General features: G+C 68.7%; 27 protein-coding genes. 12 read left to right on the top strand and 15 right to left on the bottom strand.

Going from position 1 to position 26,876, the window contains the following annotated elements; genetic code table 11:
• Positions 1-189: 189 nt before the first annotated feature.
• Entirely contained in the window at positions 190-636 is a 447-nt protein-coding gene (locus tag ACFWX1_RS42505) for a nuclear transport factor 2 family protein (RefSeq protein WP_378395578.1), read from the bottom strand.
• A gap of 167 nt (positions 637-803) precedes the next feature.
• Between ACFWX1_RS42505 and ACFWX1_RS42500 the strand changes: the two genes are divergently transcribed.
• Positions 804-1,199 carry an NUDIX domain-containing protein gene (locus tag ACFWX1_RS42500; RefSeq protein ID WP_378395579.1) on the top strand — a complete coding sequence of 132 codons (396 nt, stop codon included), beginning with the start codon at positions 804-806 and terminating at the stop codon, positions 1,197-1,199.
• Here ACFWX1_RS42500 and ACFWX1_RS42495 read toward each other — a convergent pair.
• Complete coding sequence (locus ACFWX1_RS42495; protein WP_378395577.1) at positions 1,189-2,631, bottom strand: carotenoid oxygenase family protein; 1,443 nt, start codon at positions 2,629-2,631, stop codon at positions 1,189-1,191. The two genes, ACFWX1_RS42500 and ACFWX1_RS42495, sit on opposite strands and share 11 nt — an antisense overlap.
• A 75-nt stretch (positions 2,632-2,706) precedes the next feature.
• Here ACFWX1_RS42495 and ACFWX1_RS42490 point away from each other — a divergent pair, with 75 nt between their 5' ends.
• On the top strand, positions 2,707-3,447 hold the full coding sequence (locus tag ACFWX1_RS42490) for a TetR/AcrR family transcriptional regulator (protein ID WP_378395576.1): 741 nt from the start codon (positions 2,707-2,709) through the stop codon (positions 3,445-3,447).
• Entirely contained in the window at positions 3,448-4,416 is a 969-nt protein-coding gene (locus ACFWX1_RS42485) for an alpha/beta hydrolase (protein WP_378395574.1), read from the top strand.
• A gap of 18 nt (positions 4,417-4,434) precedes the next feature.
• Here ACFWX1_RS42485 and ACFWX1_RS42480 read toward each other — a convergent pair whose 3' ends face one another.
• The 5 genes from ACFWX1_RS42480 to tig all read right to left on the bottom strand — a co-directional run bounded on the left by ACFWX1_RS42480 (position 4,435) and on the right by tig (position 9,220).
• On the bottom strand, positions 4,435-4,824 hold the full coding sequence (locus ACFWX1_RS42480; protein ID WP_378395573.1) for a hypothetical protein: 390 nt from the start codon (positions 4,822-4,824) through the stop codon (positions 4,435-4,437).
• A gap of 40 nt (positions 4,825-4,864) precedes the next feature.
• Positions 4,865-6,160 carry an ATP-dependent Clp protease ATP-binding subunit ClpX gene (clpX, locus tag ACFWX1_RS42475; RefSeq protein WP_378331042.1) on the bottom strand — a complete coding sequence of 432 codons (1,296 nt, stop codon included), beginning with the start codon at positions 6,158-6,160 and terminating at the stop codon, positions 4,865-4,867.
• 223 nt (positions 6,161-6,383) lie between these two features.
• Positions 6,384-7,037, bottom strand: coding sequence for an ATP-dependent Clp protease proteolytic subunit (locus tag ACFWX1_RS42470; RefSeq protein WP_378395572.1), 654 nt, complete (start codon positions 7,035-7,037; stop codon positions 6,384-6,386).
• 26 nt (positions 7,038-7,063) lie between these two features.
• Complete coding sequence (locus ACFWX1_RS42465; protein ID WP_378331044.1) at positions 7,064-7,669, bottom strand: ClpP family protease; 606 nt, start codon at positions 7,667-7,669, stop codon at positions 7,064-7,066.
• 150 nt (positions 7,670-7,819) lie between these two features.
• Positions 7,820-9,220, bottom strand: a complete 1,401-nt coding sequence (tig, locus tag ACFWX1_RS42460; protein WP_378395571.1) for a trigger factor — start codon at positions 9,218-9,220, stop codon at positions 7,820-7,822.
• A gap of 258 nt (positions 9,221-9,478) precedes the next feature.
• Here tig and ACFWX1_RS42455 point away from each other — a divergent pair, with 258 nt between their 5' ends.
• Together ACFWX1_RS42455 and ACFWX1_RS42450 are read left to right on the top strand one after the other, a co-directional pair.
• Entirely contained in the window at positions 9,479-11,014 is a 1,536-nt protein-coding gene (locus tag ACFWX1_RS42455; RefSeq protein WP_378395570.1) for a molybdopterin-dependent oxidoreductase, read from the top strand.
• A 78-nt stretch (positions 11,015-11,092) separates the two neighbouring features.
• Positions 11,093-12,646 carry a sensor histidine kinase gene (locus ACFWX1_RS42450; protein ID WP_378395569.1) on the top strand — a complete coding sequence of 518 codons (1,554 nt, stop codon included), beginning with the start codon at positions 11,093-11,095 and terminating at the stop codon, positions 12,644-12,646.
• Here ACFWX1_RS42450 and ACFWX1_RS42445 read toward each other — a convergent pair.
• Positions 12,573-13,166, bottom strand: a complete 594-nt coding sequence (locus tag ACFWX1_RS42445) for a hypothetical protein (protein ID WP_378395568.1) — start codon at positions 13,164-13,166, stop codon at positions 12,573-12,575. The two genes, ACFWX1_RS42450 and ACFWX1_RS42445, sit on opposite strands and share 74 nt — an antisense overlap.
• Before the next feature lie 265 nt (positions 13,167-13,431).
• Here ACFWX1_RS42445 and ACFWX1_RS42440 point away from each other — a divergent pair, with 265 nt between their 5' ends.
• Positions 13,432-14,169 (top strand): PP2C family protein-serine/threonine phosphatase, encoded by a 738-nt coding sequence (locus tag ACFWX1_RS42440; RefSeq protein WP_378395567.1) that lies wholly within the window; start codon positions 13,432-13,434, stop codon positions 14,167-14,169.
• Between the two features lie 23 nt (positions 14,170-14,192).
• Here the strand turns inward: ACFWX1_RS42440 and ACFWX1_RS42435 are convergent, their stop codons facing one another.
• Genes ACFWX1_RS42435 through ACFWX1_RS42425 form a run of 3 tightly spaced genes read right to left on the bottom strand, consistent with a single transcriptional unit; the run spans position 14,193 to position 15,361 of the window.
• On the bottom strand, positions 14,193-14,684 hold the full coding sequence (locus ACFWX1_RS42435; RefSeq protein WP_378395566.1) for a DUF2127 domain-containing protein: 492 nt from the start codon (positions 14,682-14,684) through the stop codon (positions 14,193-14,195).
• 45 nt (positions 14,685-14,729) lie between these two features.
• Positions 14,730-15,146 carry a hypothetical protein gene (locus tag ACFWX1_RS42430; protein WP_378395565.1) on the bottom strand — a complete coding sequence of 139 codons (417 nt, stop codon included), beginning with the start codon at positions 15,144-15,146 and terminating at the stop codon, positions 14,730-14,732.
• A gap of 20 nt (positions 15,147-15,166) precedes the next feature.
• A complete protein-coding gene (locus ACFWX1_RS42425; protein WP_378395564.1) occupies positions 15,167-15,361 on the bottom strand; it encodes a zinc finger protein in 195 nt (64 codons plus the stop codon).
• Positions 15,362-15,466: 105 nt separating this feature from the next.
• Between ACFWX1_RS42425 and ACFWX1_RS42420 the strand changes: the two genes are divergently transcribed.
• The 4 genes from ACFWX1_RS42420 to ACFWX1_RS42405 all read left to right on the top strand — a co-directional run bounded on the left by ACFWX1_RS42420 (position 15,467) and on the right by ACFWX1_RS42405 (position 18,028).
• Positions 15,467-16,300, top strand: a complete 834-nt coding sequence (locus ACFWX1_RS42420; protein WP_378395562.1) for a helix-turn-helix domain-containing protein — start codon at positions 15,467-15,469, stop codon at positions 16,298-16,300.
• Between the two features lie 12 nt (positions 16,301-16,312).
• A complete protein-coding gene (locus tag ACFWX1_RS42415; RefSeq protein WP_378395560.1) occupies positions 16,313-16,603 on the top strand; it encodes a DUF397 domain-containing protein in 291 nt (96 codons plus the stop codon).
• Positions 16,596-17,135, top strand: coding sequence for a GNAT family N-acetyltransferase (locus tag ACFWX1_RS42410; protein ID WP_378395559.1), 540 nt, complete (start codon positions 16,596-16,598; stop codon positions 17,133-17,135). Before ACFWX1_RS42415 ends, ACFWX1_RS42410 begins: the two co-directional genes overlap by 8 nt.
• 185 nt (positions 17,136-17,320) lie before the next feature.
• The gene (locus ACFWX1_RS42405) at positions 17,321-18,028 is read left to right on the top strand and encodes an RraA family protein (protein ID WP_378395557.1); all 708 of its coding nucleotides are present in this window, start codon (positions 17,321-17,323) and stop codon (positions 18,026-18,028) included.
• A 58-nt stretch (positions 18,029-18,086) separates the two neighbouring features.
• On the opposite strand, the gene ACFWX1_RS42400 is transcribed toward ACFWX1_RS42405, so the two are convergent.
• Positions 18,087-20,450, bottom strand: a complete 2,364-nt coding sequence (locus ACFWX1_RS42400; protein WP_378395556.1) for a GH92 family glycosyl hydrolase — start codon at positions 20,448-20,450, stop codon at positions 18,087-18,089.
• 115 nt (positions 20,451-20,565) lie between these two features.
• On the opposite strand from ACFWX1_RS42400, the gene ACFWX1_RS42395 reads away from it, so the two are divergent.
• Positions 20,566-22,083, top strand: coding sequence for a pentapeptide repeat-containing protein (locus tag ACFWX1_RS42395; protein WP_378395555.1), 1,518 nt, complete (start codon positions 20,566-20,568; stop codon positions 22,081-22,083).
• On the opposite strand, the gene ACFWX1_RS42390 is transcribed toward ACFWX1_RS42395, so the two are convergent.
• Both ACFWX1_RS42390 and ACFWX1_RS42385 read right to left on the bottom strand, forming a co-directional pair.
• Positions 22,073-23,533 carry an amidohydrolase gene (locus tag ACFWX1_RS42390; protein ID WP_378395554.1) on the bottom strand — a complete coding sequence of 487 codons (1,461 nt, stop codon included), beginning with the start codon at positions 23,531-23,533 and terminating at the stop codon, positions 22,073-22,075. The two genes, ACFWX1_RS42395 and ACFWX1_RS42390, sit on opposite strands and share 11 nt — an antisense overlap.
• A 201-nt stretch (positions 23,534-23,734) precedes the next feature.
• Positions 23,735-24,895, bottom strand: coding sequence for an ROK family protein (locus tag ACFWX1_RS42385; RefSeq protein ID WP_378395553.1), 1,161 nt, complete (start codon positions 24,893-24,895; stop codon positions 23,735-23,737).
• Positions 24,896-24,994: 99 nt separating this feature from the next.
• Between ACFWX1_RS42385 and xylA the strand changes: the two genes are divergently transcribed.
• Complete coding sequence (xylA, locus tag ACFWX1_RS42380) at positions 24,995-26,143, top strand: xylose isomerase (RefSeq protein WP_378395552.1); 1,149 nt, start codon at positions 24,995-24,997, stop codon at positions 26,141-26,143.
• Between the two features lie 18 nt (positions 26,144-26,161).
• On the opposite strand, the gene ACFWX1_RS42375 is transcribed toward xylA, so the two are convergent.
• A complete protein-coding gene (locus ACFWX1_RS42375; RefSeq protein ID WP_378395551.1) occupies positions 26,162-26,476 on the bottom strand; it encodes an NIPSNAP family protein in 315 nt (104 codons plus the stop codon).
• Positions 26,477-26,876 lie beyond the last annotated feature (400 nt).

Genomic DNA, 26,876 nt, shown 5'->3' with positions numbered 1-26,876 from the left:
CGGGCGCGGGCGGGGCCCCCCCCCCGCCACCCCCGCCCCCACCGCTCTTGTGGGCCGTTACCCCGCCCCTCCGGCGCGCCCCGCGACACGACCCCGGGCAAGTCCACAGAGGACGGACGTGCCGTGAAGGACTCCTTCACGGCACTGAGCGCCGGTAAGGAGGCCTTCACGGCAGGCGGGAAAGCCCGGCTACCGACGACCGTCCGGATCGAAGGCCTGCGCCACGGCGAGGCTGTCCTCGTAGACATGATGCCGGGTGACCAGGCCGTCTTCGACGGTGAGGTGCAGGGCGAACCGTGCGCGGTAGGCGCGTCCGGTGGCACGGGCGGTCTGGCGGATCTCGCCGAGCACCACCGCGTCGTCACCGTCGACGAGGATGCGCTCGACCTCGGTGGCCACGGCGTCCGGCACGTGGTGTTCGGCGAGTTCGCGGTAGTGCGCGGCGGCGTCGGCGCGGGTCGAGCGGTGGCGGATCCACGGGGTCGCGGCCCGGCCGTGTTCGTGCTCCGGCCAGTCCAGTTTCCAATCGCCGTGCTCGGCGTACAGTTCCGCGATGCGCTCGGCGTCCCCTTCGCCGATCCGGCGCAGCAGCTCGTCCACCACGGCGCGTGTGGTCGTGGGCACGGACACGGTCATCCTCGGGTTCCTCCAGTTCGGAAGCTCGCACCGTCCGGCGCGAACAGTGAAGAGCGAAGATCACCATGATCACCGGCACCGGCGACCCCGGCAATTACCTCCGGGGTAAAGCCCGCGACTACGCTCGGCGGGGATCGGAATCCCTTCCCCCGAGGACATTCGTGAAGATCATCGACAAGATCGCGTGGCTCCGCCTCGACGGCGGCAAGATCCTCAGCACGCGCTCGCGCGGCAAGGACGTCTACTACTTCCCCGGCGGCAAGCGGGAGCCCGGTGAGTCCGATCTGGACACTCTCGTCCGGGAGATCGGCGAGGAACTCGCGGTCACCATCGACCGCGCCACCGCGCGCCACGCGGGCACCTTCGAGGCCCAGGCACACGGCCACGACACCGGGATCACGGTCCGGATGACCTGCTACACCGCCGACTACGACGGCGTCCTCGTGCCCAGCAGCGAAATCGAGGAGATCGTCTGGCTCACCTACGCCGACCGCGACCGCGTGTCCCCGGTCGACCAGGTGATCTTCGACCACCTCAGCGCGGCCGGGCTGCTCACGCGGTAGGCGCCCAGTTGCCGTGGAAGCCGTGCGGCACGCGGTCCGGCAGGTGGATCGCGCCGACGGTTTCCAGGGTCGCCGCGTCGAGCAGGGTCAGGTCACTGCGCTGCGTCGCCGCGTCGAACACGAAGCCCATCAGCACACCGTCGTCCTCCGCGGCGCCGGCCGAGGCGGGCACGAACACGAACTCCCCCGGCTGCCGCCCGCGCCCGAAAGACCGCACGGCGGAAGAACCCGCCTCGAAATCGTGCTTGTACAGCGAGTCCGACGGCGTCGCGCCGTCCTCGGCGGCCACCGAGTAGCCGTAGCGGTGGCGACGGCCCACGAGCCGTTCGTCGACGCGCGGGAACTCCTGGCCGCGGTCGTCGAGCCGCTCTTCGAGGACCTTGCCCGCGGTCAGATCCACGGTCCAGCGGTCCAGGGTCGGCGCGCCCTCGCCCGGCCCGTGCGGCTGGCTGTCGAACATCTTCGGATGCCGCACGACGTCCAGGATGATGCTGTCGCCCTCGTCGTAGGCATTCAGCGGGTGGAAGACGTAGCACGGCTCGACCTCGAACCAGCGGACGTCGGCGTTGCCGCCTTCGCGCGGCATGACGCCGATCCTCGCGGGGTATCGCGGGTTCCAGCGGTACGGCAGGTCACCGTTCGAGGCGATCTTCCCGGCGGCGCGTGCCGAGATCGGGTCCGGGATCCGCACGCGCCCGAGCATCGCCGAGACGACCAGCTTCGCCGGGGTACGCAGGATCGGCGGCACCGTCAGGTTGACCGCGGCCTCGGCGTTGAACGTCACCGGCAGGTCGTAGAAGACGACGTGGTTTTCGGTCAGGGAGAAGTCGTGCATCATCGGTGAGCCGGTCACCTCGATGTCGACCGTGCGGCGCGCGTGCCCGTGCACGTCGATCACCGAATACTGCACGCGGTTGCCGTTCCCGAAGAAGTACGAGACGGCGTGGAGTTCGCCGGTCTCCGGATCACGCTTCGGGTGCGCCGTGTACCCGCCGGGCAGGGTGCCGTCGAAATCGCACTGGCCCACGGTGTCCAGCTCGTCGGTCAGCTCATAAGCGGCGACGCCCGCCTCGATCAACGCGAGGGTCTTGCCTGCGTGGCTGATCACGTTGGTGTTGGCGCCGATCGCGCTGAACCCGCACTCCGGCCCTGGTGTCCGCTTGCCGTCCAGCAGTTCGGCGACGTACGGATTGCGGACCCAGCGGTTGCGGTACCACTCCGCCCGCCCGTCCCGCAGCCGGACGCCGTGCACCATGCCGTCGCCCATGAACCAGTGGTAGGTGGCCGGGTCCACCTCCGAGAGCGGGTTCGGCCCGTTGCGCAGGTAGCGGCCGTCCAGGTACTCGGGGATCCGCCCGGTCACCTCGAGCTCGGTGATCGTGTGCTCCTGGCTGACCGGAGCGAAGTTGCCTTCGAGGAACTGGTTGCCCATGACGATCCTTCTTCCCGCACGCCCATAACCCTGTTATGCCTCCAGGTATAACAGGGTTATGGGATACTGGCAATCATGAGCGACAAGCCCCGCGCCGCGGAAACCAAGGCCCGGCTGATCGACGCGGCCATCCGGCTGCTGTCGGACGGCGGCCCCGAAGCGCTCCAGGCCCGCAAGCTCGCCGCCGAGGTGGGCGCGTCGACGATGGCCGTCTACACCCACTTCGGCGGGATGGGCGCGCTGGTCGACGCGGTGGCCAGGGAGGGCTTCCTCCGGCTGTCGGCACAGATGGCGCGGGTCGCCGAGACCGACGACCCGGTGGCGGACCTGTTCGCGCTCGCCCTCGCCTACCGGCGCGCCGCCGTCGAGAATCCCCAGTTGTTCGCCGTCACCTTCGGCCAGTCCGCCCCCAGCGGCCAACGGGCCACCCTCACCGATCTGACCAGCGAAGAGGGCAGGTCGGCGCCGCATGAGGGCATCGAGGCCTTCGGTTATCTCCTGCGTGGTGCCGAACGCGCCATCGAAGCGGGCCGGTTCAAGGCAACCGATCCGCTCACCGCCGCGTTTCAGTTGTGGAGCGCACTACACGGTTTCGTCACTTTGGAGACATCGGGTCACTTCGGCACCACGGAACACGGAGTTGACCACGTTCTGTCACCGCTCAGCATCACGCTGGCAGTGGGTCTCGGGGACAGCCCCGAAGCGGCGAAGGCCTCGAGTGAGGCGGCTATCACCGGATGGCGGGAAGCCGGTGGAAACGTCGGCGGGCCGTGCGACGATGTCCAGGTCACGGGGCAATCGGAGGGACAGGGCTAGGTGAACGGACACGACGGTGCCGGGCAGGGCACCGCCGGCGACGGCGAGCAGACGACGGCTCGCCGGGTTCGTGGTGCCCGCACCTGGCTCAGCCGCCGCTCGGTACTGATCGCGGGCGCTTCGGGACTCGCTGTAACCGGCCTCGCGGCGGGCACGGCCACCGGTCAGATGCCGTTCGGCAACGCGCTGCAGCGTGCGATCGGCGTCGCGTCGTCCAACCCCGCGACCCAGCTCGGCGCCCCCCGGGTGGAGCGGGTCTACTCCCACGCCCGCGGCCGAGAGGTCGACCTGGTGCTCATGCTGCCGACCAAGGTGCACCAGCCCGGCCTGCCCATGTCGCTGCTGTTGCACGGCCTGCACGGCACCGCCCGCAGCGCGGCGCCGACGGGGCTGCTCAAGCAGCTCAGCAGCGACGTCGCGCGCAAGGCTGTACCCGCGTACGGCTTCGTCGCCGTCGACGGCGGCGACAACTACTGGCACGAGGTACACCGCGGCGACGACCCGATGGCGATGCTGCTCGAAGAGGTGCCGCAGTGGCTGAAGGCCCGTGGCCTCGCCGGTCGTGACGGGCTGCCGTTCGCGTGCACCGGCCTGTCGATGGGCGGGTTCGGCGCGCTGCTCTACACGCGGCGCCGGGTCGAACGCCGCCAGCCGCCCGGCGCGGTCGCGGCGCTGGCGCCCGCTCTGATGACGTCGTGGGCCGAGATGAACAAGCGGCACGCGTTCCGGGACGCGGCCGACTGGGGTTCGATGGATCCGCTTCGCTTCATCGACCGGATCAAGAGCGTGCCCGCCGGGATCTGGTGCGGCACCGAGGATTCCTTCATCCCCGGCGTCCGCCGGTACATCGCCGAGTCCCAGCCGATGGTCGCCTACACCGCGCGGGGCAAGCACGGCGACTCGTTCAACCGCACGGTGGTGCCGAGCGTGGTGGGCTTCCTCGGGAAGCACGTGCCGCGGACGGCGTGACGCGCGGCGGTCAGCGGGTCAGGAGACCCAGCGCGCGATCACGGACATCAGCCAGAACCCGACGGCCGTGGTCACCACGAAGAACAGCGACCAGGTGAGCAGCGGACCCCGGCTGTCCCGCACGTCCCGGATGCGCCACAGCGTGTAGCCCGAAATCGCGAACAGCGGCAGCGGGAGCAGTGGCAGCGGCGACAGCCGGGTGACGACGGCGACCAGGCAGGTGCCGGTGAACACGACGAGCATGCCCAGCAGCGCCTTGTGCAGCCACGGGAACCGCCGGTACATCGAGAAGACCACGCGCTCGCTGAGCTCGCGGATGCCGCCCACCTCACCGTCGGATTCGACGGGTCTGGCGGGTTCGGCGGCCTGGTTCTCCCCGCCGGGTGCGGTCAGCGGCACTGTCGTCATCCTGAAATTCTCTCAGAGCCCCGGAACGGGGCGGCCGGCACTAGGCCGACTTCTCCCCGCGCTCACTGCGAGCCCGCCGCGACGGCTGCCGCGCGACGATCGTCGGGTTCACGTTCTCGCGCACGGTCTGCTCGGTGATCACGACCTTCGCCACGTCGTCGCGGCTCGGGATGTCGTACATGACCGGCTGCAGCACCTCTTCCATGATGGCGCGCAGACCACGGGCACCGGTACCGCGCAGGACCGCCTGGTCGGCGATCGCCTCGAGCGCGGTCTTGGTGAACTCGAGCTCGACGTTGTCCATCTCGAAGAGCTTCTTGTACTGCTTGACCAGCGCGTTGCGCGGCTGCGTCAGGATCGAGACCAGGGAGTCCTTGTCCAGGTGGTTGACCGTGGCGACCACCGGCAACCGGCCGATGAACTCCGGGATCAGCCCGAACTTGATCAGGTCCTCCGGCATGGTCTCGGAGAAGATGTCGCTCTCCTCGATCTCGGCCTTGGTGCGGATCTCCGCGCCGAAGCCGAGGCCGCGCTTGCCGACCCGCTCGTTGATGATCTTCTCCAGCCCGGCGAACGCGCCGGCCACGATGAACAGCACGTTCGTCGTGTCGATCTGGATGAACTCCTGGTGCGGGTGCTTGCGGCCGCCCTGCGGCGGCACCGAGGCGGTGGTGCCCTCGAGGATCTTCAGCAGCGCCTGCTGCACGCCCTCGCCGGACACGTCGCGGGTGATCGACGGGTTCTCCGACTTGCGGGCGATCTTGTCGACCTCGTCGATGTAGATGATGCCGGTCTCGGCGCGCTTGACGTCGTAGTCGGCGGCCTGGATCAGCTTGAGGAGGATGTTCTCGACATCCTCGCCGACGTACCCGGCTTCGGTGAGCGCGGTGGCGTCCGCGATGGCGAACGGCACGTTCAGCAGCTTGGCCAGCGTCTGCGCGAGGTAGGTCTTGCCACAGCCGGTGGGGCCGAGCATCAGGATGTTCGACTTCGCCAGCTCGACGGACTCCTCCTTGGAGTCCTTCGGCCCGGCCTTGTCGTCGGCCTGGATGCGCTTGTAGTGGTTGTACACCGCCACCGCGAGGGTCCGCTTGGCGTCGTCCTGGCCGATGATGTACTGCTCGAGGAACTCGTGGATGTCCGCGGGCTTGGGCAGTTCGTCGAGTTTGACGTCACCCGCCTCGGCCAGCTCCTCCTCGATGATCTCGTTGCAGAGGTCGATGCACTCATCGCAGATGTAGACGCCGGGCCCGGCAATGAGCTTCTTCACCTGCTTCTGGCTCTTCCCGCAAAAAGAGCATTTCAGCAGGTCTCCGCCGTCACCGATCCGTGCCATGGCCGTTGACCTCGTCCCCTCCGGCGCGGGGGCCCGCGCCTGACTGTGTTGCCGCCCACCCGATCACCCACGATCAGGTGGAGCCTCACGCATTGCCACTGACGGTACCCGTCCGATGCCGCGAGCGGGAACACCCGCGGCCCCATCCGAGCAAGCCAGAGAACGACACTAAACCAGGAAGCCGGTGCATGTCGTCTTCTCGACACGCACCGGCCCGGCGGATCTAGTTGGCCGACCCCTTACGGTACGGCAGCACCTCGTCGATGATGCCGTACGCCAGCGCCTCTTCGGCGGTGAGGATCTTGTCCCGCTCGATGTCGGACTTGATCTGCTCGACGTCCTTGCCCGTGTGCTTCGCCAGGATAACCTCCATCTGGCGCCGCACCCGCTGGATCTCGTTGGCCTGGATCTCCAGGTCGGAAACCTGGCCGTAGGTGCCCTCGGTGGCGGGCTGGTGGATCAGCACGCGGGCGTTGGGCAGCGCGAGGCGCTTGCCCTTGGTGCCCGCGGCCAGCAGCACCGCGGCGGCCGAGGCGGCCTGGCCGAGGCAGACGGTCTGGATGTCCGGGCGGACGAACTGCATGGTGTCGTAGATCGCCATCAGCGAGGTGAACGAGCCACCCGGCGAGTTGATGTACATGCTGATGTCGCGGTCCGGGTCCTCGTGCTCGAGGTGCAGCAGCTGGGCCATCACGTCGTTGGCCGACGCGTCGTCCACCTGCACGCCGAGGAAGATCGTCCGCTCCTCGTACAGCTTGTTGTACGGGTTGGACTCCTTGACGCCGTAGCTCGTGCGCTCCACATAGGACGGGAGGATGTACCGCGACTGGGGGACGTTGCCGGCCGGGAAGTCACCCGGGAGCCGGAAGTTGCTCATGAGAGGTCTCCTGTGTGCCTTCGCGCTCAGTTGGTCGAGTTCGGGCGGTTGCCCGCGGTCAGCACGTGATCGACGAAGCCGTAGTCCTTCGCCTCCTGTGCGGTGAACCAGCGGTCACGGTCGCCGTCCTTGATGATCTGCTCGACGGTCTGCCCGGTCTGCTCGGCCGTGATCTTGGCCAGCTCCTGCTTCCACTTGTTGAACACCTCGGCCTGGATGGCGATGTCGGAGGCGGTACCGCCGACACCGGCCGAGGGCTGGTGCATGAGGATGCGGGCGTGCGGCAGCGCGTACCGCTTGCCCGGAGTCCCCGAGGAGAGCAGGAACTGCCCCATGGAAGCCGCCATGCCCATCGCGTAGGTCGCGACGTCCGGGCGGATCAGCTGCATGGTGTCGTAGATGGCGAACCCGGCGGTCACCGAGCCACCCGGCGAGTTGATGTAGAAGGTGATGTCGGACTCGGAGTCGTCCGCGTCGAGCAGCAACAGCTGCGCGGTGATCCGGTTGGCGACCTCGTCGTTCACCTCGGAACCGAGGACCACGATGCGCTCGGAGAGCAACCGCTCGAACACCGAGTCGGTCAGGGTGAGCCCCGCGGTGCCGGTCCGGGCCTCGGGCTTGTGCTGCGTCACGTCTGCCTGCCTTTTCGCCGCCGACGGCCCCTGTCTGCCAGCGGGCCGCCTCGTTTCCAGATGCTCAAGATCTTGCAATCGACCCTAACGAACTCGGGCGGTGCAGAATGCCTGACACCGCCCGAGTTCGCTCAGAGCTTCATGAGGAGGTCACTCCGCCGGAGTCTTCGCCGTCTCCTCGGTGACCTGCGTCTCCTCGGTTGCCCCGGCGGCCGCGTCCGCCTCGGGGGTCTCGTCGCCGAACAGCTCGGCGAGGTCGACCTCGGCGCCGGAGGCGTCGGTCACGGTGGCCTTGCGGACGACCGAGGCGAGCGCCTTGCCGCGGCGGACGTCGGCGAAGATCGCGCTCAGCTGACCGGACTGCTGGGCCCGCTGGACGTACTCGTCGGGGCTGATGCCGAAGCGCTGGGCCTGGTAGATGATCCGCTCGGTGAGCTCGCCGTCGTTGACCGAGGTCTTCTCCTCGTCGGCGATGGTGTCGAGCAGCAGCTGCGTGCGGACGGCCTTCTCGGACTCGGTGCGGACCTCGTCGTTGAACTCGTCCAGCGTGCGGCCCTCGGCCTCCAGCGCCTTGGCGAACTGCGCCTCGTCGTGGTCGAACGGGTGGACCGCGTCGTGCTTGCGGTTCTCGATCTCGGCCTCGAGGACCTTCTCCGGGATCGGCACCTCGGTGCGCTCGAGCAGCTCGTCGAGCACCTTGTCACGGGCCTGGACGCCCTGCTGCATCTTCTTGACGCGGCCCAGCCGCTCGCGCAGGTCGGCCTTCAGCTCCTCCAGCGTGTCGAACTCGCTGGCGAGCTGGGCGAACTCGTCGTCGGCCTCGGGCAGCTCGCGCTGCTTGACGGTCTGGACGGTCACCGTGACCTCGGCGTCCTTGCCGGCGTGCTCACCGGCGACGAGCTGGGTGGTGAACGACTTGGTCTCGCCGGCGTTGGCGCCGATGATCGCGTCGTCGATGCCGTCGACCAGCTGGCCGGAGCCGATCTCGTAGGACAGCCCCGTGGTGGAGGCCTCCTCGACGGCCTGGCCGTCCACCGTGGCGGACAGGTCGATCGAGACGAAGTCGCCGGTCTCGGCCGGACGCTCGACGCCGGTCAGCGTGCCGAAGCGGGCGCGCAGCTCGTCGAGCTGCTCGTCGACCTCGGCGTCGGTCAGCTCGACGTCGTCGACGCTGATCGTGAGGCCTTCGAGGTCGGGCAGGGTGATCTCCGGGCGGACGTCGACCTCCGCGGTGAACTCCAGGACCTCGCGGTCCTCGAGCTTGGTCACCTCGAACTCGGGCTGGCCCAGCGTGCGGACCTCGCCGGCGCGGACGGCCTCGATGTACTTGGCCGGGATGGCCTCGTTGACGACCTCGTCGAGCACCGGGGCGCGCCCGATCCGGCTTTCCAGGACGCGAGCGGGTGCCTTGCCGGGCCGGAAACCGGGGATACGCACCTGCTGGGCGATCTTGCGGTACGCGGCGTCGAAGTTCGGCTTGAGCTCGTCGAACGGCACCTCGACATTGATCTTGACTCGCGTCGGGCTGAGCTGCTCGACGGTGCTCTTCAAGGTCTTCTCCTCGAGCGGTAAACGATGTGAGTGGTCAATCCATGCGAATTGCCCCGGTCACCTGCAACGGACCGGGACAACCGAGTCTAGGCCAGCCGCCTGCCGCCACCCGGTCCGGGGGCGCCGGATGGTCCGCGGGGCGTGTCCCGTCGCGCGAGCGGGGGCCGCGGGGCCTAAGGTCGGCCTCCCGGACCGCGTTCCTGGACACTCCGTGCCGCTGCCTTTACGCTGTGTCAATAGCCCCTCCGAGGAGGTCGGATGGCTGTGCCGGATCCGTTGCGGTACCCGATGCGCCGTCGGCCGGACGGGGAGTTCGAGCGGGTCCCGTGGCGGGTGGCGCTCGCCGACATCGGCGGGCGGCTGCGGCGGCTGGTGCGCGCCCACGGCGGCGGCGCGGTGGGCTGGTACTTCGGCGATCCGCTCGCCTTCTCCCGCACGGAACCGGCGGAACCGCTGTGGCAGCAGGACTTTCTGCGCGCCCTCGACACCGGGCACGTCTACTCGGCCGGGGCACAGGACATCACCAACCGGTTCGTCGCGAGTCATCTCCTCTACGGGCCGACGCACCGGGTGCCGGTCCCCGACCTCGCCCGCACGGACCTCGTCCTCGCGCTCGGCGCGGGCCCGTCCGACGCTCCGGAAGCGCCGCGGATCCGGAACCAGCTGCGGGCGGTGACCGGCTGCGGCGGACGGGTCGTGGTGCTGGACCCGGTGCGATCGGAGACGGCGCGGGCGTTCGAACACGTCCCGCTGCTGCCCGACGGCGACCCGTGGCTGCTCCTGGCGCTGCTGAACGTGATCTTCGCCGAAGGCCGGGAGCACGTCCGGACACTGCAGCGGACCACCGGCGTCGAAACGCTGCGCCGGATCGTGGCCCCGCACACCCCGGAGGCCACCGAATGGCACACCGGCGTCCCCGCCGACCGCGTGCGCGGGCTCGCGCGGGAGATCGCCCGTGCCGAACGCGCGGTCGTCTACGGCAGGGCCGGGACGTGTGCCGGGCCGTTCGGCCCGCTCGTCGCCTTCCTGCTCGACGCCGTCACGATCGTCACCGGCCACCTCGACGCCGAGGGCGGCCTGGTGGCCGGCCGCGAGGCGTTCCCGCTGGAGACGATCGCCGAACGCGCCGGGCTGCTCGGCACCCCGGCCGGCGGCACGCTCGGCGTGCTGGGCACGCTCCCCGCCGCCATGCTCGCGGTGAAGTCGGCCTCGCCCGGCCCGGACCGGCTGCGGGCGTTGTTCGGCTCCGGCGGCAATCCCGCGCTGGCGGCGCCCGACGCCGCCGAGACCGAGTCCGCGATGAAGGGGCTCGAGCTGTTCGTGTCGATGGGCCGGTATCTCGACGACACCAGCAGGCTCGCCCACTACCTGCTGCCGACCACTCCTTGCCCGGACGCGGACGGCGAGGCACGCACGGAACAGCGGATCATCGAGGATCTCGCGCTGCGGGCCGGGATCGTGCCGATGCTGCCCGCCGTGCTGCACCGGATCGGCCGTCCGCTCGCGGATTTCCGGCGCCGCCGCGGCACTTCCGTCGTGACGCGGGCCGAACCGGCCGACGGCGGCTACCTGTTCGGCGACCCGCCCGGCCCGCGGATCCCGGTGCCCGCGCGGCGGGTCCGGCTGGCACCACCGGCGATCGTGGCCGAGGTCACCCGCCTCTCCGAACGCTCCGACACCGTGCCCGCCGTGCCGCTCAAGGAGATCGCGGTCCACGCCGAAAACGCCTGGCTGTACGACGAAACCCTGATGCGGCGCGCGCGGCGGCTGGCCCCGCGTGCCGCGTCGACGTGACCGGCCCGAGATCGGCCACACAGCCACTTCACAGGCAGTACACATCGGACGCACACCGCGCCCGCGCACGCTCGAACCATGGCAGCACCGGCGAGGACGGAGACGCGCCGGGGCCACCGGCTCGCCCGGCTTCCGCTGCGCACGAAACTCATCGCGTCGATGCTGCTCCTGCTCACCGTGGTCTGCCTGATCATCGGCGTCGTCAGCGAATTCGCACTGGGTGCCTTCCTCACCCGGCAAACCGACGACCAGCTCTACGCCGCCGCGAGCCGCGCCCGGGAGTTCGCCGCACGCGTGCCGCCCGGCGGCCCGCCGAGCGGACGCAGCCCGCTCAACGCGCCCGGACAGGCGGCGGGCACGGTGACCGCCCAGGTCTCCGACGGTGAAGTCGTCGACGCGGCAACGCTTTCTTCGCACGGGCTGCGGGAGGAACTCACCAGCGATCAGGAGGACGTGCTGCTGGACGTCCCGGTCGACGGCAAGCCGTACACCCGGTCGCTGGGTGATCTCGGGGACTACCGGCTGGCGGCGTTCGGCGTCCCCCGTGGCGTCGTCGTTACGGGTATCCCGTTGAAGCCGATGCACGACACGCTGCTGACCGTCGGCCTGATCCTGTTCGGCGTCGCCGCGGCCGGGCTCGTCGGCGCGGGATTCCTCGGCGCGTTCGCCGTCCGCCGCACGCTGCGCCCGCTCGACCGCGTCGCGGCGACGGCGAGCCGGGTTTCCGAACTCCGGCTCGATCGCGGGCACGTGGCCCTCGAAATCCGGGTCCCGCCGACGGACACCGACCCGCGGACCGAGGTCGGCCAGGTCGGCGCGGCGCTGAACCTCATGCTGGGCAACGTCTCGCAGGCGCTGGAAGCCCGCCACGCCAACGAAACCCGCGCACGCCGGTTCGTCGCGGACGCCAGCCACGAACTCCGGACTCCCCTGGCCGCGATCCGCGGTTACGCCGAACTCGCCGAACGGGGAAGCGCGCTCGTGCCGCCGGACGTCGCCCATTCGATGACCCGGATCCGGTCCGAAGCCGACCGGATGACCACGCTCGTCGAGGATCTGCTGTTGCTCGCCCGGCTCGACGCGGGCCGCCCGCTCGACATCGGCGAGGTCGATCTCACCCGGCTGGTGGCCGACGCCGTCGGCGACGCGCACGTCGCCGGGCCGTCGCATCACTGGCAGCTGCGGCTGCCCTCGCATCCGGTGCTCGTCCGCGGTGATCTCCAGCGGCTGCACCAGGTGCTGGCGAACCTGCTCGCCAACGCGCGCACGCACACCCCGCCGGGCACGACCGTGGTCACCGCGCTGGCGCTTTCGCCGGCGGGGAGCGCTGTCCTGACCGTCACCGACGACGGCCCCGGCATCGCGCCGGAGCTGCTGCCGAGCGTGTTCGAACGGTTCGCGCGCGGGGATTCCTCGCGGTCGCGGGCCGCGGGCAGCACCGGGCTCGGGATGGCGATCGCGGCCGCCGTCGTCGCCGCGCACCGCGGGACCATCGAAGTCCACAGTGGACCGGGACACACCGAGTTCGCGGTGCGGCTGCCGGTGGCACCGCCCGGTGTCAGCGGATACGACCCGACCGCTCGAGGTACGCCTGGCCGCGTGGGGAAAGGCGATAGCCGACCTCGAGGCTGAGCGTGAGGCCGAGGTCCTTGAGCTTGCGGACGTTCCGCTTGAACACCAGCAGATCGTCCCAGCCGAGTTCCGCGGCCAGCTCGGCGGCGCGACGTCCCGGGTGCGCGGCGATAGCGGCGAGCGTCTCCGCGGTCCACGCGCCATGCGGGTTCGCGGCGTCGAACCGCGTCAGCCGCGCTTCGATGTCGGTGACGTCTTTCTCGGTCAGCTCGGCACTTTCGGCCAATCGCGTGCGCGGATCGGGCTCGTCGACGCGGTGGAAGCGGACGCGGTAGAGCGGTGTCTCTTCGCTGCCACGGAGATCGGCGATCAGGGCGGCGCGATCCTCGTACCCGGCCTGTGCGGCGTCGGCGTCGGTGAGGTCGTCCTCGGTGACGTGTTCGACGGCGTCGACCTCGATCATGCCCGTGCCGGTGCGGTAGCGGTGGCCCGCGATCGCCTTGTTGCGTGCCCAGCGACGCACCATCAGCGTCACCGTGCCCGCCTCGATCCCGGCCCGCAGCCGCTGCTCGAACAACATGGCCCCGATCCTACGACCCTCCCGCGCGCCGTGAAGGCCTCCTTCACAGCGCTCAGCGCTGGGAAGGGGGCCTTCACGGACCGGGTACGCGAGTGTCCTTTGTGGAGGAAGGGGCGGGGCGGGACACATTCGGGTGAAACCGGGCGAATGTGGGCTGCGCGACATCGGGAAGATCGTCAGGAATGCCTCATGAGCGCCTCAGCCTTAGCACAGGAAAGAAGCGGATCCTGATCTCGAGGGGGTTCGCTCGGGCGAGGAGGACGCCATGATCGGGGTACGTCGGGGGCAGCACTGGCACACCGCCAGCGCGCGGGGTCCGCGCGCGAACAATGCCGACGCCGTCGGCGCGTACGCCGTGAAGGGCGGCCCTGGGCTCGCCTTCGCGCTCGCGGACGGCGTCGGGGATTCGCCGGCCGCGGCCCGCGCGGCACGCACCGCGGCGGCGACGGCGGCCCGCGCGAACATCGCGGACGGCCCGGTCGCGGCGATCCTGGCCGCCCAGCGCGCGGTGCACGCGCTCGGCGGGGACGGTGACGCGGTGCTCGTCGTCGCGATGCCGGCGGCCACCGGCTACCGCATCGCCTGGGTCGGCGACGTGCGGGCGTACGCCTGGGACGGCGTCCTGCTCAGCCAGCTCACCACCGACCACACGCTCGCCCAGTACTTCCGCGCCCGGCACCAGCCGACCACCCCGCGCATGGAGCACATGGTCACCACCAGCGTCCGCACCACGCACCCGCACGAGATCGGCACCGCCGAGCTCACCGGGTCCGGCGGTCTGCTGCTCAGCAGCGACGGCGTGCACAAGACAGTGCCGCTGGCCACGATGCAGCACATCCTGGCCGACCCGGCGGGCAGCGCGCAGGGCCTCGTCGACAGGGCGATGGCGCTGGGCGGCACCGACAACGCGACAGCGCTCTTCGTCGAACCGCTCGCCGACGCCGTCACCGGCCGCATCGAAACCGGTGACGCGGTCACCGCCCGATTTCCCCTCGCAGCGTGAACCCAGCCCGTGACCGGGCTTGATCATTTGACCGAACGCTCGCGTTTGAGCTGCCGGTACTCCCTGAGCACCAGCACGATGATCACCACGTCGAGCGCGGCGAAGAACGGCAGCGCGATCGAATGCGTGTGGATCGCGCGGATGATCTCGTAGACGACGAACGCGGCCAGCACCAGCGCGGCCACCGGGTAGGCCCGGACGATCTTGCGGGCCAGCGCCCACACCAGGCCGAGCTTGATCAGGCCGTGCGCGAAGAGGTACGCGACCGCGAACGTCTTCGTGCCGCCGTTCACGAAGTCCTCGGCGGCCTGCTGGAAGTGCTGGGACAGCGTGCCGCCGGGATCGCCGAGCAGGTCGCGGGCGAGCACGGCGTGGGTGAACCCGGTGACGACGGAACCGGGGACGAACGCCAGGATGACCGCGCCCACGACCTGGAGCAGGCCGTCCAGGCCCTTCAGCGCGATCGCGATCCGGAAGAGCTTCTCGGTGGTGCTCGTCGACGTCCCATCGGCCATAAGGGCCAGCTTGCCCCAAACGACCGGTGGCTGCATCAGGAGGAATCAGGAGCACGAGGTGCGCTCCCGGCACTTCGGGCACTTCGCGTGGCGCGCGGTGCGGCCGGTGGGATCGGTGCCGTAGAACGGAAAGCAGGCCGCGCCGCACACCGAGAGGTAGATCGGGCCGCAGCGCAGCGGGCGACGGCCGACCTGGTGCGCCAAGGTCATGGCCCGGCGCCGCGCCCCGGCCTCGGGCAACCAGCCGTGCGACGGCAGCGTCGCCAGGACAGCGGCGTTCAGTTCGTCCGAACGGGCGAGGACGTCCGTACCGAGTTCGGTCAGCCGCTCCCCGAGGTCGCGAAGCACGTCCGGGCGCCCCAACTCGTTCTCGGCACTCTCGACGAGCCACGCGATGTCAGCGGCGAGAGAGCCGTGAAGGTCGCGAAGGCGGTCGAGAAGGCGTACGTCGCTCTCAATCACTGAAGAATGTTTCACTGGCTTCACTGTCGACTCAGCCACGCCGCCTCGCACGATGTACACGTCGGGTCGAACCAATTCCCTCCGAGCGCGAGAACGTCCTCGCGCTTTACGACGACTTCGACGCCGCAGAGCGTCGTGAAAGATTCTCGCGGACGAGGCGCGAAAGGCCCATCGAGAGCGTGTCGCTTACCTTCGGCCTGTTGCCATCTCAACACCGTCTACTCCCCACTTCAGCCGACGATGACTTATGCAATCAGTTACGCGCGGCTAACTCCAAGCCAACAATGGTGTGATCCGCGGTGGCGCTACTATCGCGCCTCATGAAACCGACCTCGTCCACTCCGTGCGCCAAGGCTCTCGCCGCCGCGCTGCGCGGAGAACGCGAAGCACGCGGCGTCAGCCTCCGCGCGACGGCCCACGCGATCGACGTAGATCCCGGCATGCTTTCCTTCTGGGAGCGCGCACTTCGCACGCCGAGCGTGGCCGACGTGGGCATGCTGCTCGGCTTCCTCCAGGTCCGCCGCGAGAAGCGAGAACGCATCCTGCTGCTCCTCCAGCACGTCTACGACACCGATTGGCTGGCACCGGGAGTAGCCGAACTCCCCGAAGAATTGACCGGCCTCCTCGAAGCAGAGAAAACCGCCACGACCGTCACGAACTGGGAGAACGATATTATTCCTGGCCTACTGCAGACCGCAGACTATGCGCGCGCACTCCTGAACGAATCATTCATGTCACTGGACGAAGCTGATGCCGTATTGATCACCCGCCTGAATCGCCAGAAAATTCTCACCCAAAACGACCCCATCCAACTCGATGCGATCATCAGTGAACGCACGATTCGCGACCCTGTCGGCAGCACTGGAGTTATGTCCGATCAGATAGATCACTTGCTGGAAGTATCCACTCTTCCCAACGTCACGCTGCGGATCCTCCCCACCGGAATCGGCTATCATCCGGGGCGGATGGGGCCATTCATGATCTACAGATACGACGCCTCACAGCCTGTCGTGTTCCTTGAACACTACCGTGGCAGCGGCTTTCTCTCCAATGAAAAGGATGTCGCAGACTACCTTGACCTAGCTGAGATCCTGGACAGGAAAGCACTGAGCGAAGACGCCTCCCGGGAACTCCTCGCGGAGGTCTTGAGATAGCTGGAGGCACATATGCGAGCCACCTGGATCACGTCGTCCTACAGCGGAAGTCATGGGGATTGCGTCGAGGTGGCGCTCGGCACGTGGGTCAAATCGTCCCACAGCGGCAACCAGGGCAACTGCGTCGAGGTGGCGCTCGATACTTGGGCCAAGTCCTCCTACAGCGGCGGGGAAGGCAACTGTGTGGAGGTCGCAATGGAGGCGGCGGTGGGCATCCGCGACACCAAGGACCGTCCGGGCGGCCAGCTGACCGTCTCCCATCAGGCCTGGTCAGCCGCCCTCGCCAGCCTCCGGCGTGGCTGATCCGGCGATCCGGCTGCGCCCGGTCGTCGTGGCGGATCTGGAGATGTTCCGCCGCTTCGCCACGGAACCAGGACTGATCGGTCTCGACTGGTCCGGTTTCCGCGATGCCCAGGCTCCCTCACGACGTTTCGCGGAGGACGGCTACCTCGGCACCGACGACAGCCGTCTCATCGTCGAGGTCGACGACAACGATGAGCAGCACACGGCCGGATTCGTGAGCTGGAGCGCGGGCAGCTACACCCGCGACGCGAAGTACTGGGAGATCGGCATCGCCCTGCTCCCGGACTGGCGCGGCAAGGGCATCGGCTGGCGCGCCCAGGCCATGTTGTGCGACTACCTGTTCGCGCACACACCCGTCCAGCGCATCCAGGCCGCCACCCACCCGGAGAACCTCGCCGAGCAAAAATCCCTCGAAAAGGCCGGTTTCCACCTCGAAGGCGTCGTCCGCGCCTGCGAGTTCCGCGCGGGCCGCTGGCGCGACGGTCACCTCTACAGCCGCCTCCGCACCGACCCCGCCCCTCCCACCCCCTGAGATCTCCCCCCAATCACGCGAGTTCCGCCCCCCATCACGCGAACCGACCCTCCAGACACGCGAGCCGTCCATCCAAGTACGCGAGCCGTCCCGTCAGGTACGCGAGTCGACCCTCCAGGTACGCGAGTTTCGGCGCTGCGCCAAGGGAGTGTACGGTCCCCCGGCTACCTGACTAGAGTCGCAGAATGGACCTCGAGAAGCTGAGACAGCGGTTCGCGGCACTGACCTGCGCCCATCTCACGGACGCGTGCGTCCGCGCTCATGTCCCGGTGCGGTGCGCCCCTTCGTCCGTCCAGGCCGCGGTGGCGGGCGCCCGGCTGATCGGCCGGGCCGCGCCCGCCCGGCACGTCGGCAGTGTGGACGTCTTCCTCGAGGCGTTCACGAACGCGGAGCCCGGCGGCGTACTGGTGGTCGACAACGGCGGCCGGACGGACGAAAGCTGCGTCGGCGACCTGGTCGTCCTCGAGGCGCAGGCGGCCGGGCTGAGCGGCGTCGTGATCTGGGGCCTGCACCGCGACAGCGCGGACATCCGGGTGATCGGGCTGCCGGTGTTCAGCATGGGCTCGATCCCGACCGGTCCGCTGAACCTGCAGGACCGTCCGGCCAACGCGCTGGAATCCGCCGTCGTCGGCGAATGGACCGTGACCCGCGACGATCTCGTGCTCGGCGACGACGACGGCGTTCTCTTCGTCCCGGCCGACCGCGCCGACGAACTGTTCACGCTCGCGGAGACGATCCGCGACACCGAACACCGTCAGGCCGAACGGATCCGCTCCGGCGACACGCTGCGCAAGCAGCTCCACTTCGACGCTTTCCTCACCACGCGCCGGAAAAACCCCGCCCGCACCTTCCGCGAACACCTGCGTTCCATCGGCGGCGCCATCGAGGAGTAAAGCCTCTGAAGGCCACCATGAGGGCACTAGAGTCCCTCATGGTGGCCTTCAGAGCACGTCAGCGCGCGTCCAGCAGGGCCGGGGGCGCGGCCTGGGCGGACGTGCCCCACGAGGTGGGCTTGTCGCTCAGGGTGAAGCGGATCTTCCCGGCGTCGAGCAGATCCTCGTGACTCAGCCAGCTCTTGGTGAGCGAGCGATTACGAACGTCCACAGAGGACACGTACTGCAGCTTCGACGCACTCGCGCCCGGCGCGTCGATCTTCAGCTTCCTGCCGCCGTCCGGCCGGATCTCGACCTTCTCGAACATCGGCGCGCTCAGCAGGTACGTCCCCGAGCCGGGCTGCGCCTCGAACACGCCCGCCATCGCGAACACGAGCCACGACGAGATCGTGCCGAGGTCGTCGTTGCCGGGCATGCCGTACGGCGTGTCGGTGAACAGTGTCCGCGCCGCGCGCATCACGGCCGACGTCTTCCACGGCGCGCCCGTCCACGCGTACATCCACGGCGCGTGCAGGTCCGGTTCGTTGTTGGGGTTGAACGCGAAGTTGTTGTGGTAGTCGTACGCGCCGTGAACCCACGAATCCTTGGCGGCCTTCGCCGGGTTCTGGAGGAGCAGCGGCATGTCGAAGAACGTGTCGAGCCGCTTCTCCGCCTGCGCCGCGCCGCCCATCAGGCCGAACAGCTTCGCGGTGTCCTGCTGGGCCAGCCACTGGTACTGCCACGGCGTGCCCTCGTGGAAGCCGGTCGACTTGGCCGGATCGGGATCGCCGACGCCGGTGCCGTCCGCCGCCTTGGTGCGCGGGAAACCGTTGTAGCCCTTGGACTGCACGCCGGTGTCCCACAGTTTCGTGAAGTTGTCACAGCGCGCGGCGAGCGTCTTCGCCTTGTCCTTCTCACCGAGTCCGGTGGCCATTGTGGACAGTGCGCAGTCGGCCAGCGCGTACTCCAAAGTGGCCGAACCCGCCTGACGCGTGTCGCCGAACTTGTAGCCGGGGACGTCCTGGTAGCCGATCCAGCCGTTCTTGACGTACGTCGGGTTGCCGTCACGGCCACGGAAAACCGACTGGTCCTTCGGAACCTCGTTGACGTTCTTCCACAGCGCTTCGAACAGCTGCCGCGCGGTCTTGTCGTCGAACAGGCCACGGCGGTAGTTGTCGACCACCCACGGCGTCACCGGGTCACCGCTCATCACGTTCGTCTCGCCCTGACCGAGCGCCCAGCGCGGCACCCAGCCACCGTCTTGGTAGATCTTGAGCACGGACTTCGTCATGTCCGCGGCCTTGTCCGGATGCAGCAGCGCGACGAGCTGGTTCTGCGAGCGGTAGGTGTCCCAGAGCGAGAACATCTGGTAGTACGGCGAATCGTTCTTGTGGATCTTGTCGTCGAAGCCGCGGTACTTGTTGTCCACATCGGACCCGAGTGACGGGTGCAGCAGCGAGCGGTAGAGCGCGCTGTAGTACGTCCGCTGGTCGGCGGTGGTGCCGCCCGCGACACGCATGCGGTTGAGTTCCTCGCGCCAGGTCTTGTTCGCGGCCTTGTGGGCCTTGTCGAACGACTTCGGCTGCTCGGCGACGCGGTTGCCACGCGCACCGTCGATCGAGGTGTACGAGATCCCGACCGAAGCACCGACCTGCTTGCCCGCCTTCGGGTCGAAGCTCAGCCACGCGCCGGTGCGTCCGGCGCCGAACTTGGCGTCGCGCTGGCTTGGCGTCAGCTTGCCGTCGACCCAGGTGCCGAACGAGGCGAACTTCCGGTCGAACTTGGCGCTGAAGAAGATCTTGTAGCGCTCCTTCTGGGTCTCCCAGCAGAAGTTGCCGCCCTGGAGCCAGCCTTCGACGGTGTCGTCACCGACGACGTGCACCTCGCCCGCGTAGCTGTAGCCGTTGCTCTCGGTGGCCTCGATGAGAACGTTGTCAGCGGCGGCGCCGGCGGGGAAGGTGTAGCGGTGCTGGCCGGTGCGTTCGGTGGTGGTCAGCTCGGCGTTGATGCCGTTGTCCAGTTTCACACCGTAATAGCCCGGTTCCCGTGATTCGTTGGCATGGTTGAACTTCGCGCCGTACTGCGCGGGGTCGGACGAGGTGACCGCGCCGGTCGTCGGCATGAAGCGGAAGTTGCCCATGGTCTGACAGCCGACGCCGGAGAGGTGGGTGTGACTGAAGCCGAGGATCTTGTCCTGCGCGTAGTCGTAGGACGCGTACTTCTTGAGCTGGGTGTCCGGGGACAGCTGCACCATCCCGAACGGCGAGGCGGCGCCCGGGAACGTCGTCCCGTCGCCGTTGTTGCCGATCGACGTGTCGACCAGCTTCGTCGGATCGTCCGCGAACTTCGGGCCACTCTCGGCCGACGCCGCGGGCGCCGCCACCGTGGCGGCCCCGAGCGTGCAGGCGAGCACGGCGGCGAAGACCCGGTTTCGCGCTCTCATCGCGATTGATTCCTCTCTGACAACGTTGTCATGACGCGTATCCATCGATCCTCACCGATGGGCACGATTCCGTCAATCCCGCCGCTGGTCGTGACGGATGGGCTACAAAGAGTCCATGGAGCGACCGGAGCCGGACTGGCCGACCTGTGATCAGCCGGACAAGCAAGGCGAGCCCTGCATCGGCTTCCGCGCGGAGGACATCGGCCGGTGCCTGGCCCACCTGACACCGGAACAACTCGACCAGTTCTTCGCCCGGCTGGCACCCGGCGCCCCGCTCACGGCACCGGGAACCCGCCTGCTCCCTCAGTGGTGGGACCGGATTCTCGACGCCACACAGTTGTCGCTCGGCGATGTCGACGTGCGGTGGGCACGGTTTCCGGGCTGGGTGTCGTTCGTCGATGTGAAGTTCACGGGGGAAGCGAAGTTCTCTCACGCGACATTCGAACAGAGCCCGTCATTCGACCGCGCCGAATTCTCCCGGGAAGCCAGATTCGACGGTGTGGACTTTCGCGTAGGAGCGTCGTTCGCGAAGGCCAAGTTCAACGAGAAAGCCTCATTCCAGGCAGGCAGCTTCGGTGGCCACGGCGTGTTCACCGAGGCAATATTCGACGGAGAGGTCATCTTCGATCAAGCGCGGGCATTCAATTCTTTGGCGTTCGACAAGGCGACATTCGATCTCGGCGAACGGCAAAGGCTACTGGTCGACGCGGCAGATCTGAGCTTTGATCTGGCCACTTTCAAGAACCCTGTCGTGCTCGAGGTCAAGGCCGGTAAGGTGTCGTGCGTAGCCACCCGATTCGAGGGATCGGCCACCGTGCAATTGCGGAATACGGCCGCAACCATGGATCGCGCGGTGTTCACTGCCCCGTCATCGATCACCGCGGCACCCGCCACGCCGGCGGTCGACAGGTACGAGCCGGGATTGTTTTCGTTGCGTGATGTGGATGTGAGCAATCTGACGATCATCGATGTCGATCTGCGGGTCTGCGCGTTCGGCGGCGCCCTTCATCTCGACAAACTCCGCTTGGAAGGCGACTGCCGATTCGGCGAACCGCCTCCGGGTGTCCACATCGGACGGGCGTGGTTTCCGGTCTGGCGCTGGACACGGCGAGCAGTCATCGCCGAGGAGGCCGTCTGGCGTGCCACCACAGCCAAAGGAATCGGATGGGCCGACTATGGGCCCGCATTGAACGCCAAGCGGATCGCGAATCTGTACCGGCAGCTCCGCAAAGCGCGGGAGGACAGCAAGGACGAACCCGGAGCCGCCGATTTCTACTACGGCGAAATGGAAATGCGGCGCAACGACCGCCTCACGTCACTGACCGAACGCGCCATCCTCACCCTCTACTGGGCCACGTCAGGTTACGGGCTCCGCGCGAGCAGGGCGTTCGGCTTCCTCGTGGTTCTCCTGCTGGTATCGGGGTTCTTCTTCCAGCACTTCGGGATCGCCGGTGTGTCACTGTCCTATGGGGACGGTCTGCTGGACGTCGTCGGCTCCGCGATGGGACTGGACGTCGTCAAGCCCGAGACGCTCACCCGGGCGGGTCACATCCTGCGCATGCTCGTGCGGATCGGTTCGCCCCTGTTCCTCGGGCTCGCGTTGCTGGCCGTGCGCAACCGCGTCAAGCGCTGACGTGCGTGGGCCGCCCGGCCAGGATCGTCGCGGTGATCGGCATCGCGCGCAGGTCCGCCGGCGACAGGTGTGACGGGTCGGCCGCGGTGATCATGAGGTCCGCGACGTCGCCGACCGCGATCCCCCGGCGGCCGCCGGACGCGGCGGCGAGCGCGTCGGCCAAGGGGATGGCCTGTTCGGGATGCCAGGCGGGTCGGTCGTCGTCGGTGCGGCCGACTGCGGAGGCGATGCCGTCCCACGGGTCGAGCGGGGAAACCGGCGCGTCCGAGCCGATTTCCAGGCGTGCGCCCGATTCCAGCAGCGCGCGGTACGGGAAGGCGCGGTCGGTGCGGCCGTGCCAGTGCCGGTCGGCGACGTCGCGATCGTCGGGCTGATGGGCGGGCTGCACGCTCGCCACGATGCCGAGCTGCGCGAACCGGGTGACGTCGCGGGGGCTGAGCAACTGCGCGTGTTCGATGCGGCCCGCGCAGCCGAGTTCGGCAAAGGCGTCGAGCGCGATCGTGTTGGCCTGGTCCCCGATCGCGTGCACCGCGGGCTCGAGGCCGTTTTCCGCCGCCCTGCGCATGAGCGGCACGAGTTCTTCCGGCGGAAGTTCCAGCAGCCCCAAGGTATCCCCCTCGGGGTAGGGGTCGTGGCAGTATGCGGTCCGTGTGTTGAGGGAGCCGTCGACGAACAGCTTGAACGGGCCCACCTTGAGGAGGCCGTCCGAGCCCGGGAGGACGTCGCCGGTGCGGTGACCGCGTTCGATGGCGGTGTCGAGCAGATGCCGCGCGATCACACAGCCGATGCGCGCGTTGAGCGGGCCGTTCGCGAGTCGTCGTCTGGTCCAGTCCGTGACCGTGTCGGCGTATTCGTAGTCGACGATCCCGGTCACGCCGCGCGCGGCGGCCGCGGCGACGGCCTCGGCCACCCACGCGTCCTGGACCTCCACCGGCGCCGACGGCAGTTCGGCCGTCGCGCTCATGCAGTCGTTCTCCAGCAGGACGCCGGTCGGATGATCCCGCCCGATCAGGCGCAACGCCGCCGGGCTGAGCCACAGCGTGTGCAGATCCGCGCTGAACAACGCGACCGGACGCCCCGGCAGCGCGTGCTGCAGCAGATCCTTGTGCGGTTTGTCCGGCCACAGCCCGTCCCGGAATCCTGCGCCCACCACGAGTTCCTCGGGACGGCCCGGCGTCGCGAGCAGATGCGCGAGCAGCAGCTCGACCGCTTCCGCCGCGGATTTCGCCGCGTCGAGGGGAATCCGGCGGCGGAACGTCGACCACTGCACGACATGCACGTGGGCGTCCACCAGACCGGGCAGCAGCGTTCCGCCGTGCCCGTCGATCACCCGCGCCGCCGCACCCTCGCCGGGGCCGGTGATCGCGGCGATCCGGCCATCCGAAATCAGCACGTCCGCCGGCTCACCGCCGAGTCCCGGCCGCACCCGGCGCAGCAGAAGATCGTTCATGGCCACAGCCTGCCAGTCCGATCGGGTGAACACGAGCGGCAATCCGTGGGATTCCGGAATTTCCGGGGTACCTCAAGCATTGAACTGGATGTACCGCTTGGCAGCCGTCGCCCGCCGAAGGGTCAGGGCCGGTTAGGAGCGCCGCCTTCACAAGCCGCGCAGGGTTCGACTCCCTCGGTTGCCGCTCGATTCGGCTGCCCGTCAGCGCGTGCGGGACAGAAACCTGGTGGGTGTGGCAAGGACCTGGTGCACGATCAAGCCCGCGGCGCCCAGGGTGGCGGCTTGGCCGCCTAGCTGGGAGGCGATCAGGGTGGGCGGCGTGGTGCGTAGTTTGACCAAGCGGTCGGTGAGAATGCGTTCGATCGGCGGAGCCAGCCAGTCGAACAACGGCGCATAGATCCCGCCGAGCACGACGCGGTCGAGGTCCAGCAGGTTGACCGTCGACGTCAGGGCGATGCCGAGCGCCCGCGCCGCCTCCCCGCACGCCTTCACCGCCAGATCGTCTCCGCGCTCCAACCGGGTCAGCAGCTCCGCGACCGTCTCGACGTCGCCCGCCGCGGTGAGGATCGCCTCTTGACCCGCGGCGGTTTCCAGGCAGCCCGCTCCCCCGCACCGGCACCTCGGCCCGCCCGGTGACACGACGACGTGGCCGAGTTCGCCGGCCAGCCCACGTGCCCCGTGAAACAGCCCGCCCCCGACGACCAGCCCGGCGCCGATGCCGATTTCCCCTGATACATAGAGGAAATCCCGTTCACCGGCGCCGAACCACAGCTCGCCGAGCGCGGCGAGGTTCGCTTCATTGCCGAGCACCGTCTCGACCGGGAGCCGCAGCATCTCGACGGCCTGGACGTCGTGCCAGCCGAGGTTCGGCGCGTTGAGCAGCACGCCGTCGGCGACCGGCCCGGACATCGCCAGGCCCGCCCCTGCGACGTCGAGACCGAGGCGGCGAGCCTCCGCCATCGCCTCGATCGCCAGCGTCCGCAACTGGGCGATGACGCGCATCGCGGGCTTGCCCCGGTTGTCCTGCCCCCGCCGTCTGGTGAACCGGACGCGCTGCGCGAGGTCGAGCAGGCACACGGCGAGGTAGTCGACGTTGATTTCGCACCCCAGCGCCGCGACCCTGTCACCGCTCAGCACGACCTCGACACCGGGGCGCCCGCGTTCCCCGGCACGGGCGGGGCCGGACTCGGCCAGGATCCCGGCCTCGATCAGATCACCGACCAATTTGGACACTGTGGACTTGGTCAGCCCGATGCGTTCGGCGAGCGCGGCGCGCGTCTGCGGCCCGCCCCGCTGGACGGCGTCGAGCACCACGCCCAGGTTGCGGGCACGCATCGAATCGTGACGGACCGGCTGCGTCATGACGGAGTTCCTCCCGCCCCGCACTCTAGCCGCCCTTGACGATCGGGGGCTCGTGCCAGCATATTTAGTCTACAACGCGAACTAAATGGAGGAGGCGTCATGAGCGCGTTCGTCCCGGTACCGGGCGACAAGTTCTCCTTCGGACTGTGGACCGTCGGGTGGCAGGCGAACGACCCGTTCGGGGCCGCCACGCGGGCACCGCTCGATCCCGTGGAAAGCGTGCACCGGCTGGCCGAGCTGGGCGCGTACGGCGTGACCTTCCACGACGACGATCTGCTGGCGACCGAGCCGGACCGGGACAAAGCGGTGACGCGGTTCCGGAAGGCGCTGGCCGAGACCGGGCTGGAAGTCCCGATGGCGACGACGAACCTGTTCACGCATCCGGTGTTCAAGGACGGCGGGTTCACCAGCAACGATCGCGACGTGCGCCGGTTCGCGCTGCGGAAGGTGCGCCGCAACCTCGACCTCGCGGCCGAACTCGGCGCGCGGGTGTATGTCCTGTGGGGCGGCCGGGAGGGCTCGGAATCCGATGCCGCCAAGGACGTCCGCGCGGCGTTGTCGCGCTACAAGGAGGCATTGGACGTCCTGGCGGAGTACGTCGTCTCGCAGGGTTACGACATCCGGTTCGCCTTGGAGCCCAAGCCGAACGAGCCGCGCGGGGACATCCTGCTGCCGACGATCGGGCACGCGCTGGCGTTCATCTCGCGGCTGGCGCGGCCGGACCTGTTCGGGGTGAATCCGGAGGTCGGGCACGAGCAGATGGCCGGGCTGAATTTCGTGCACGGGGTCGCGCAGGCGCTGTGGCACGGGAAGCTGTTCCACATCGACCTCAACGGCCAGCGGGGCCCGAAGTTCGATCAGGACCTGATCTTCGGCCACGGCGATCTGGCGAGCGCGTTCTTCCTCGTGGACCTGCTGGAGCACGGCGGCTACCACGGCCCGCGTCATTTCGACTACAAACCCGCGCGCACCGAGGACCCGGCCGATGTCTGGACCACGGCGGCGGCCAACATGCGGATGTACCTGATCCTGAAGGCGAAATCCCAGGCCTTCCGGGAAGACCGCGAAGTCGCCGGCCTACTGGACGCCGCGCGTGTCCCGTCGCTCGGCGTGCCGACCTTGGCGCCCGGCGAGAACCTCGACGATCTCGAAGCGGACTCGTTCGACGCCGAGGCCGCCGGGCGGCGCGGGTATCACTTCACGCGGTTGAACCAGCTGGCGCTGGAACATCTGCTCGGAGTGCGGTGAGTTTCCGGCTTTTCGGGCTCAGGAGTCTTCCGGGAGGAGCGGTCGCATGAAGCTGCGTTCGTAGCGCAGGACGCAGCCGCTCTCGTCCCTGATCCTGTCGGCCTCGATGAAGTCGGGGTCTTTGCCGAACAGTGTCCGATACTGCTCGTAGGCGGCGAGGCTGGGGAAAGTGAACAACGCCAAGGCCTTGTCGCTCGCGCCTTCGGACGGCAGGAAGTATCCGTGATGGGTCCCGCCGTGCGCGTTCACCAGCTCTATCCAGCGGCGGCCGAACCGCTCGAACGCGTCGATCTTCCGGGGATCGATGACGTACTCGACGACACAAGTGATCATGCCCGAAGCGTAGGTGCTGAGAAGGTGCGCGGACACCCCTGAATCGCGGGCCGCCGGTGCGCCGTCGATTGTTGCCGCGTCCGATGCTTCCCTGTCGCTTGTTGCTCTGTCTATTGTGGACGGAAGCGGGAAGGACACCCTCGGCGCGCCAGACCGGCTCGGAGCCCCGCCATCGTATAGGGCTTCCCCCACCCTCTCCGGGGGACGGCCCTAGGCCAGTCTATCGCCTGGGTACGACAAAAAGTGAGCCTCGGGTGGCGGACGGGGCCAGTTGTCCACAATGGCGCCCCCGCACGACTCCCCTGTGGACAACCGCCGACACACACCGGGAAACCGTTCGCGGGCAAGGGAAAGCGATGCCGTCAAGGCCACCTTGCGGGCGCCTGACGCCCGTAAGGTG

Source organism: Amycolatopsis sp. NPDC059021, assembly GCF_042739895.1.
Classification (GTDB): Bacteria; Actinomycetota; Actinomycetes; order Mycobacteriales; family Pseudonocardiaceae; genus Amycolatopsis.
This window is presented reverse-complemented; position numbering and strand designations above follow the sequence as displayed.

Excerpts from the sequence above, each read along its gene's own strand:
- ACFWX1_RS42505 (WP_378395578.1), bottom strand. The coding sequence starts at position 636 with ATGACCGTGTCCGTGCCCACGACCACACGCGCCGTGGTGGACGAGCTG.
- ACFWX1_RS42495 (WP_378395577.1), bottom strand. The coding sequence starts at position 2,631 with ATGGGCAACCAGTTCCTCGAAGGCAACTTCGCTCCGGTCAGCCAGGAG.
- ACFWX1_RS42490 (WP_378395576.1), top strand. The coding sequence starts at position 2,707 with ATGAGCGACAAGCCCCGCGCCGCGGAAACCAAGGCCCGGCTGATCGAC.
- ACFWX1_RS42480 (WP_378395573.1), bottom strand. The coding sequence starts at position 4,824 with ATGACGACAGTGCCGCTGACCGCACCCGGCGGGGAGAACCAGGCCGCC.
- clpX (WP_378331042.1), bottom strand. The coding sequence starts at position 6,160 with ATGGCACGGATCGGTGACGGCGGAGACCTGCTGAAATGCTCTTTTTGC.
- ACFWX1_RS42470 (WP_378395572.1), bottom strand. The coding sequence starts at position 7,037 with ATGAGCAACTTCCGGCTCCCGGGTGACTTCCCGGCCGGCAACGTCCCC.
- ACFWX1_RS42455 (WP_378395570.1), top strand. The coding sequence starts at position 9,479 with ATGGCTGTGCCGGATCCGTTGCGGTACCCGATGCGCCGTCGGCCGGAC.
- ACFWX1_RS42450 (WP_378395569.1), top strand. The coding sequence starts at position 11,093 with ATGGCAGCACCGGCGAGGACGGAGACGCGCCGGGGCCACCGGCTCGCC.
- ACFWX1_RS42445 (WP_378395568.1), bottom strand. The coding sequence starts at position 13,166 with ATGTTGTTCGAGCAGCGGCTGCGGGCCGGGATCGAGGCGGGCACGGTG.
- ACFWX1_RS42440 (WP_378395567.1), top strand. The coding sequence starts at position 13,432 with ATGATCGGGGTACGTCGGGGGCAGCACTGGCACACCGCCAGCGCGCGG.
- ACFWX1_RS42435 (WP_378395566.1), bottom strand. The coding sequence starts at position 14,684 with ATGGCCGATGGGACGTCGACGAGCACCACCGAGAAGCTCTTCCGGATC.
- ACFWX1_RS42420 (WP_378395562.1), top strand. The coding sequence starts at position 15,467 with ATGAAACCGACCTCGTCCACTCCGTGCGCCAAGGCTCTCGCCGCCGCG.
- ACFWX1_RS42415 (WP_378395560.1), top strand. The coding sequence starts at position 16,313 with ATGCGAGCCACCTGGATCACGTCGTCCTACAGCGGAAGTCATGGGGAT.
- ACFWX1_RS42405 (WP_378395557.1), top strand. The coding sequence starts at position 17,321 with ATGGACCTCGAGAAGCTGAGACAGCGGTTCGCGGCACTGACCTGCGCC.
- ACFWX1_RS42400 (WP_378395556.1), bottom strand. The coding sequence starts at position 20,450 with ATGAGAGCGCGAAACCGGGTCTTCGCCGCCGTGCTCGCCTGCACGCTC.
- ACFWX1_RS42395 (WP_378395555.1), top strand. The coding sequence starts at position 20,566 with ATGGAGCGACCGGAGCCGGACTGGCCGACCTGTGATCAGCCGGACAAG.
- ACFWX1_RS42390 (WP_378395554.1), bottom strand. The coding sequence starts at position 23,533 with ATGAACGATCTTCTGCTGCGCCGGGTGCGGCCGGGACTCGGCGGTGAG.
- ACFWX1_RS42385 (WP_378395553.1), bottom strand. The coding sequence starts at position 24,895 with ATGACGCAGCCGGTCCGTCACGATTCGATGCGTGCCCGCAACCTGGGC.
- xylA (WP_378395552.1), top strand. The coding sequence starts at position 24,995 with ATGAGCGCGTTCGTCCCGGTACCGGGCGACAAGTTCTCCTTCGGACTG.
- ACFWX1_RS42375 (WP_378395551.1), bottom strand. The coding sequence starts at position 26,476 with ATGATCACTTGTGTCGTCGAGTACGTCATCGATCCCCGGAAGATCGAC.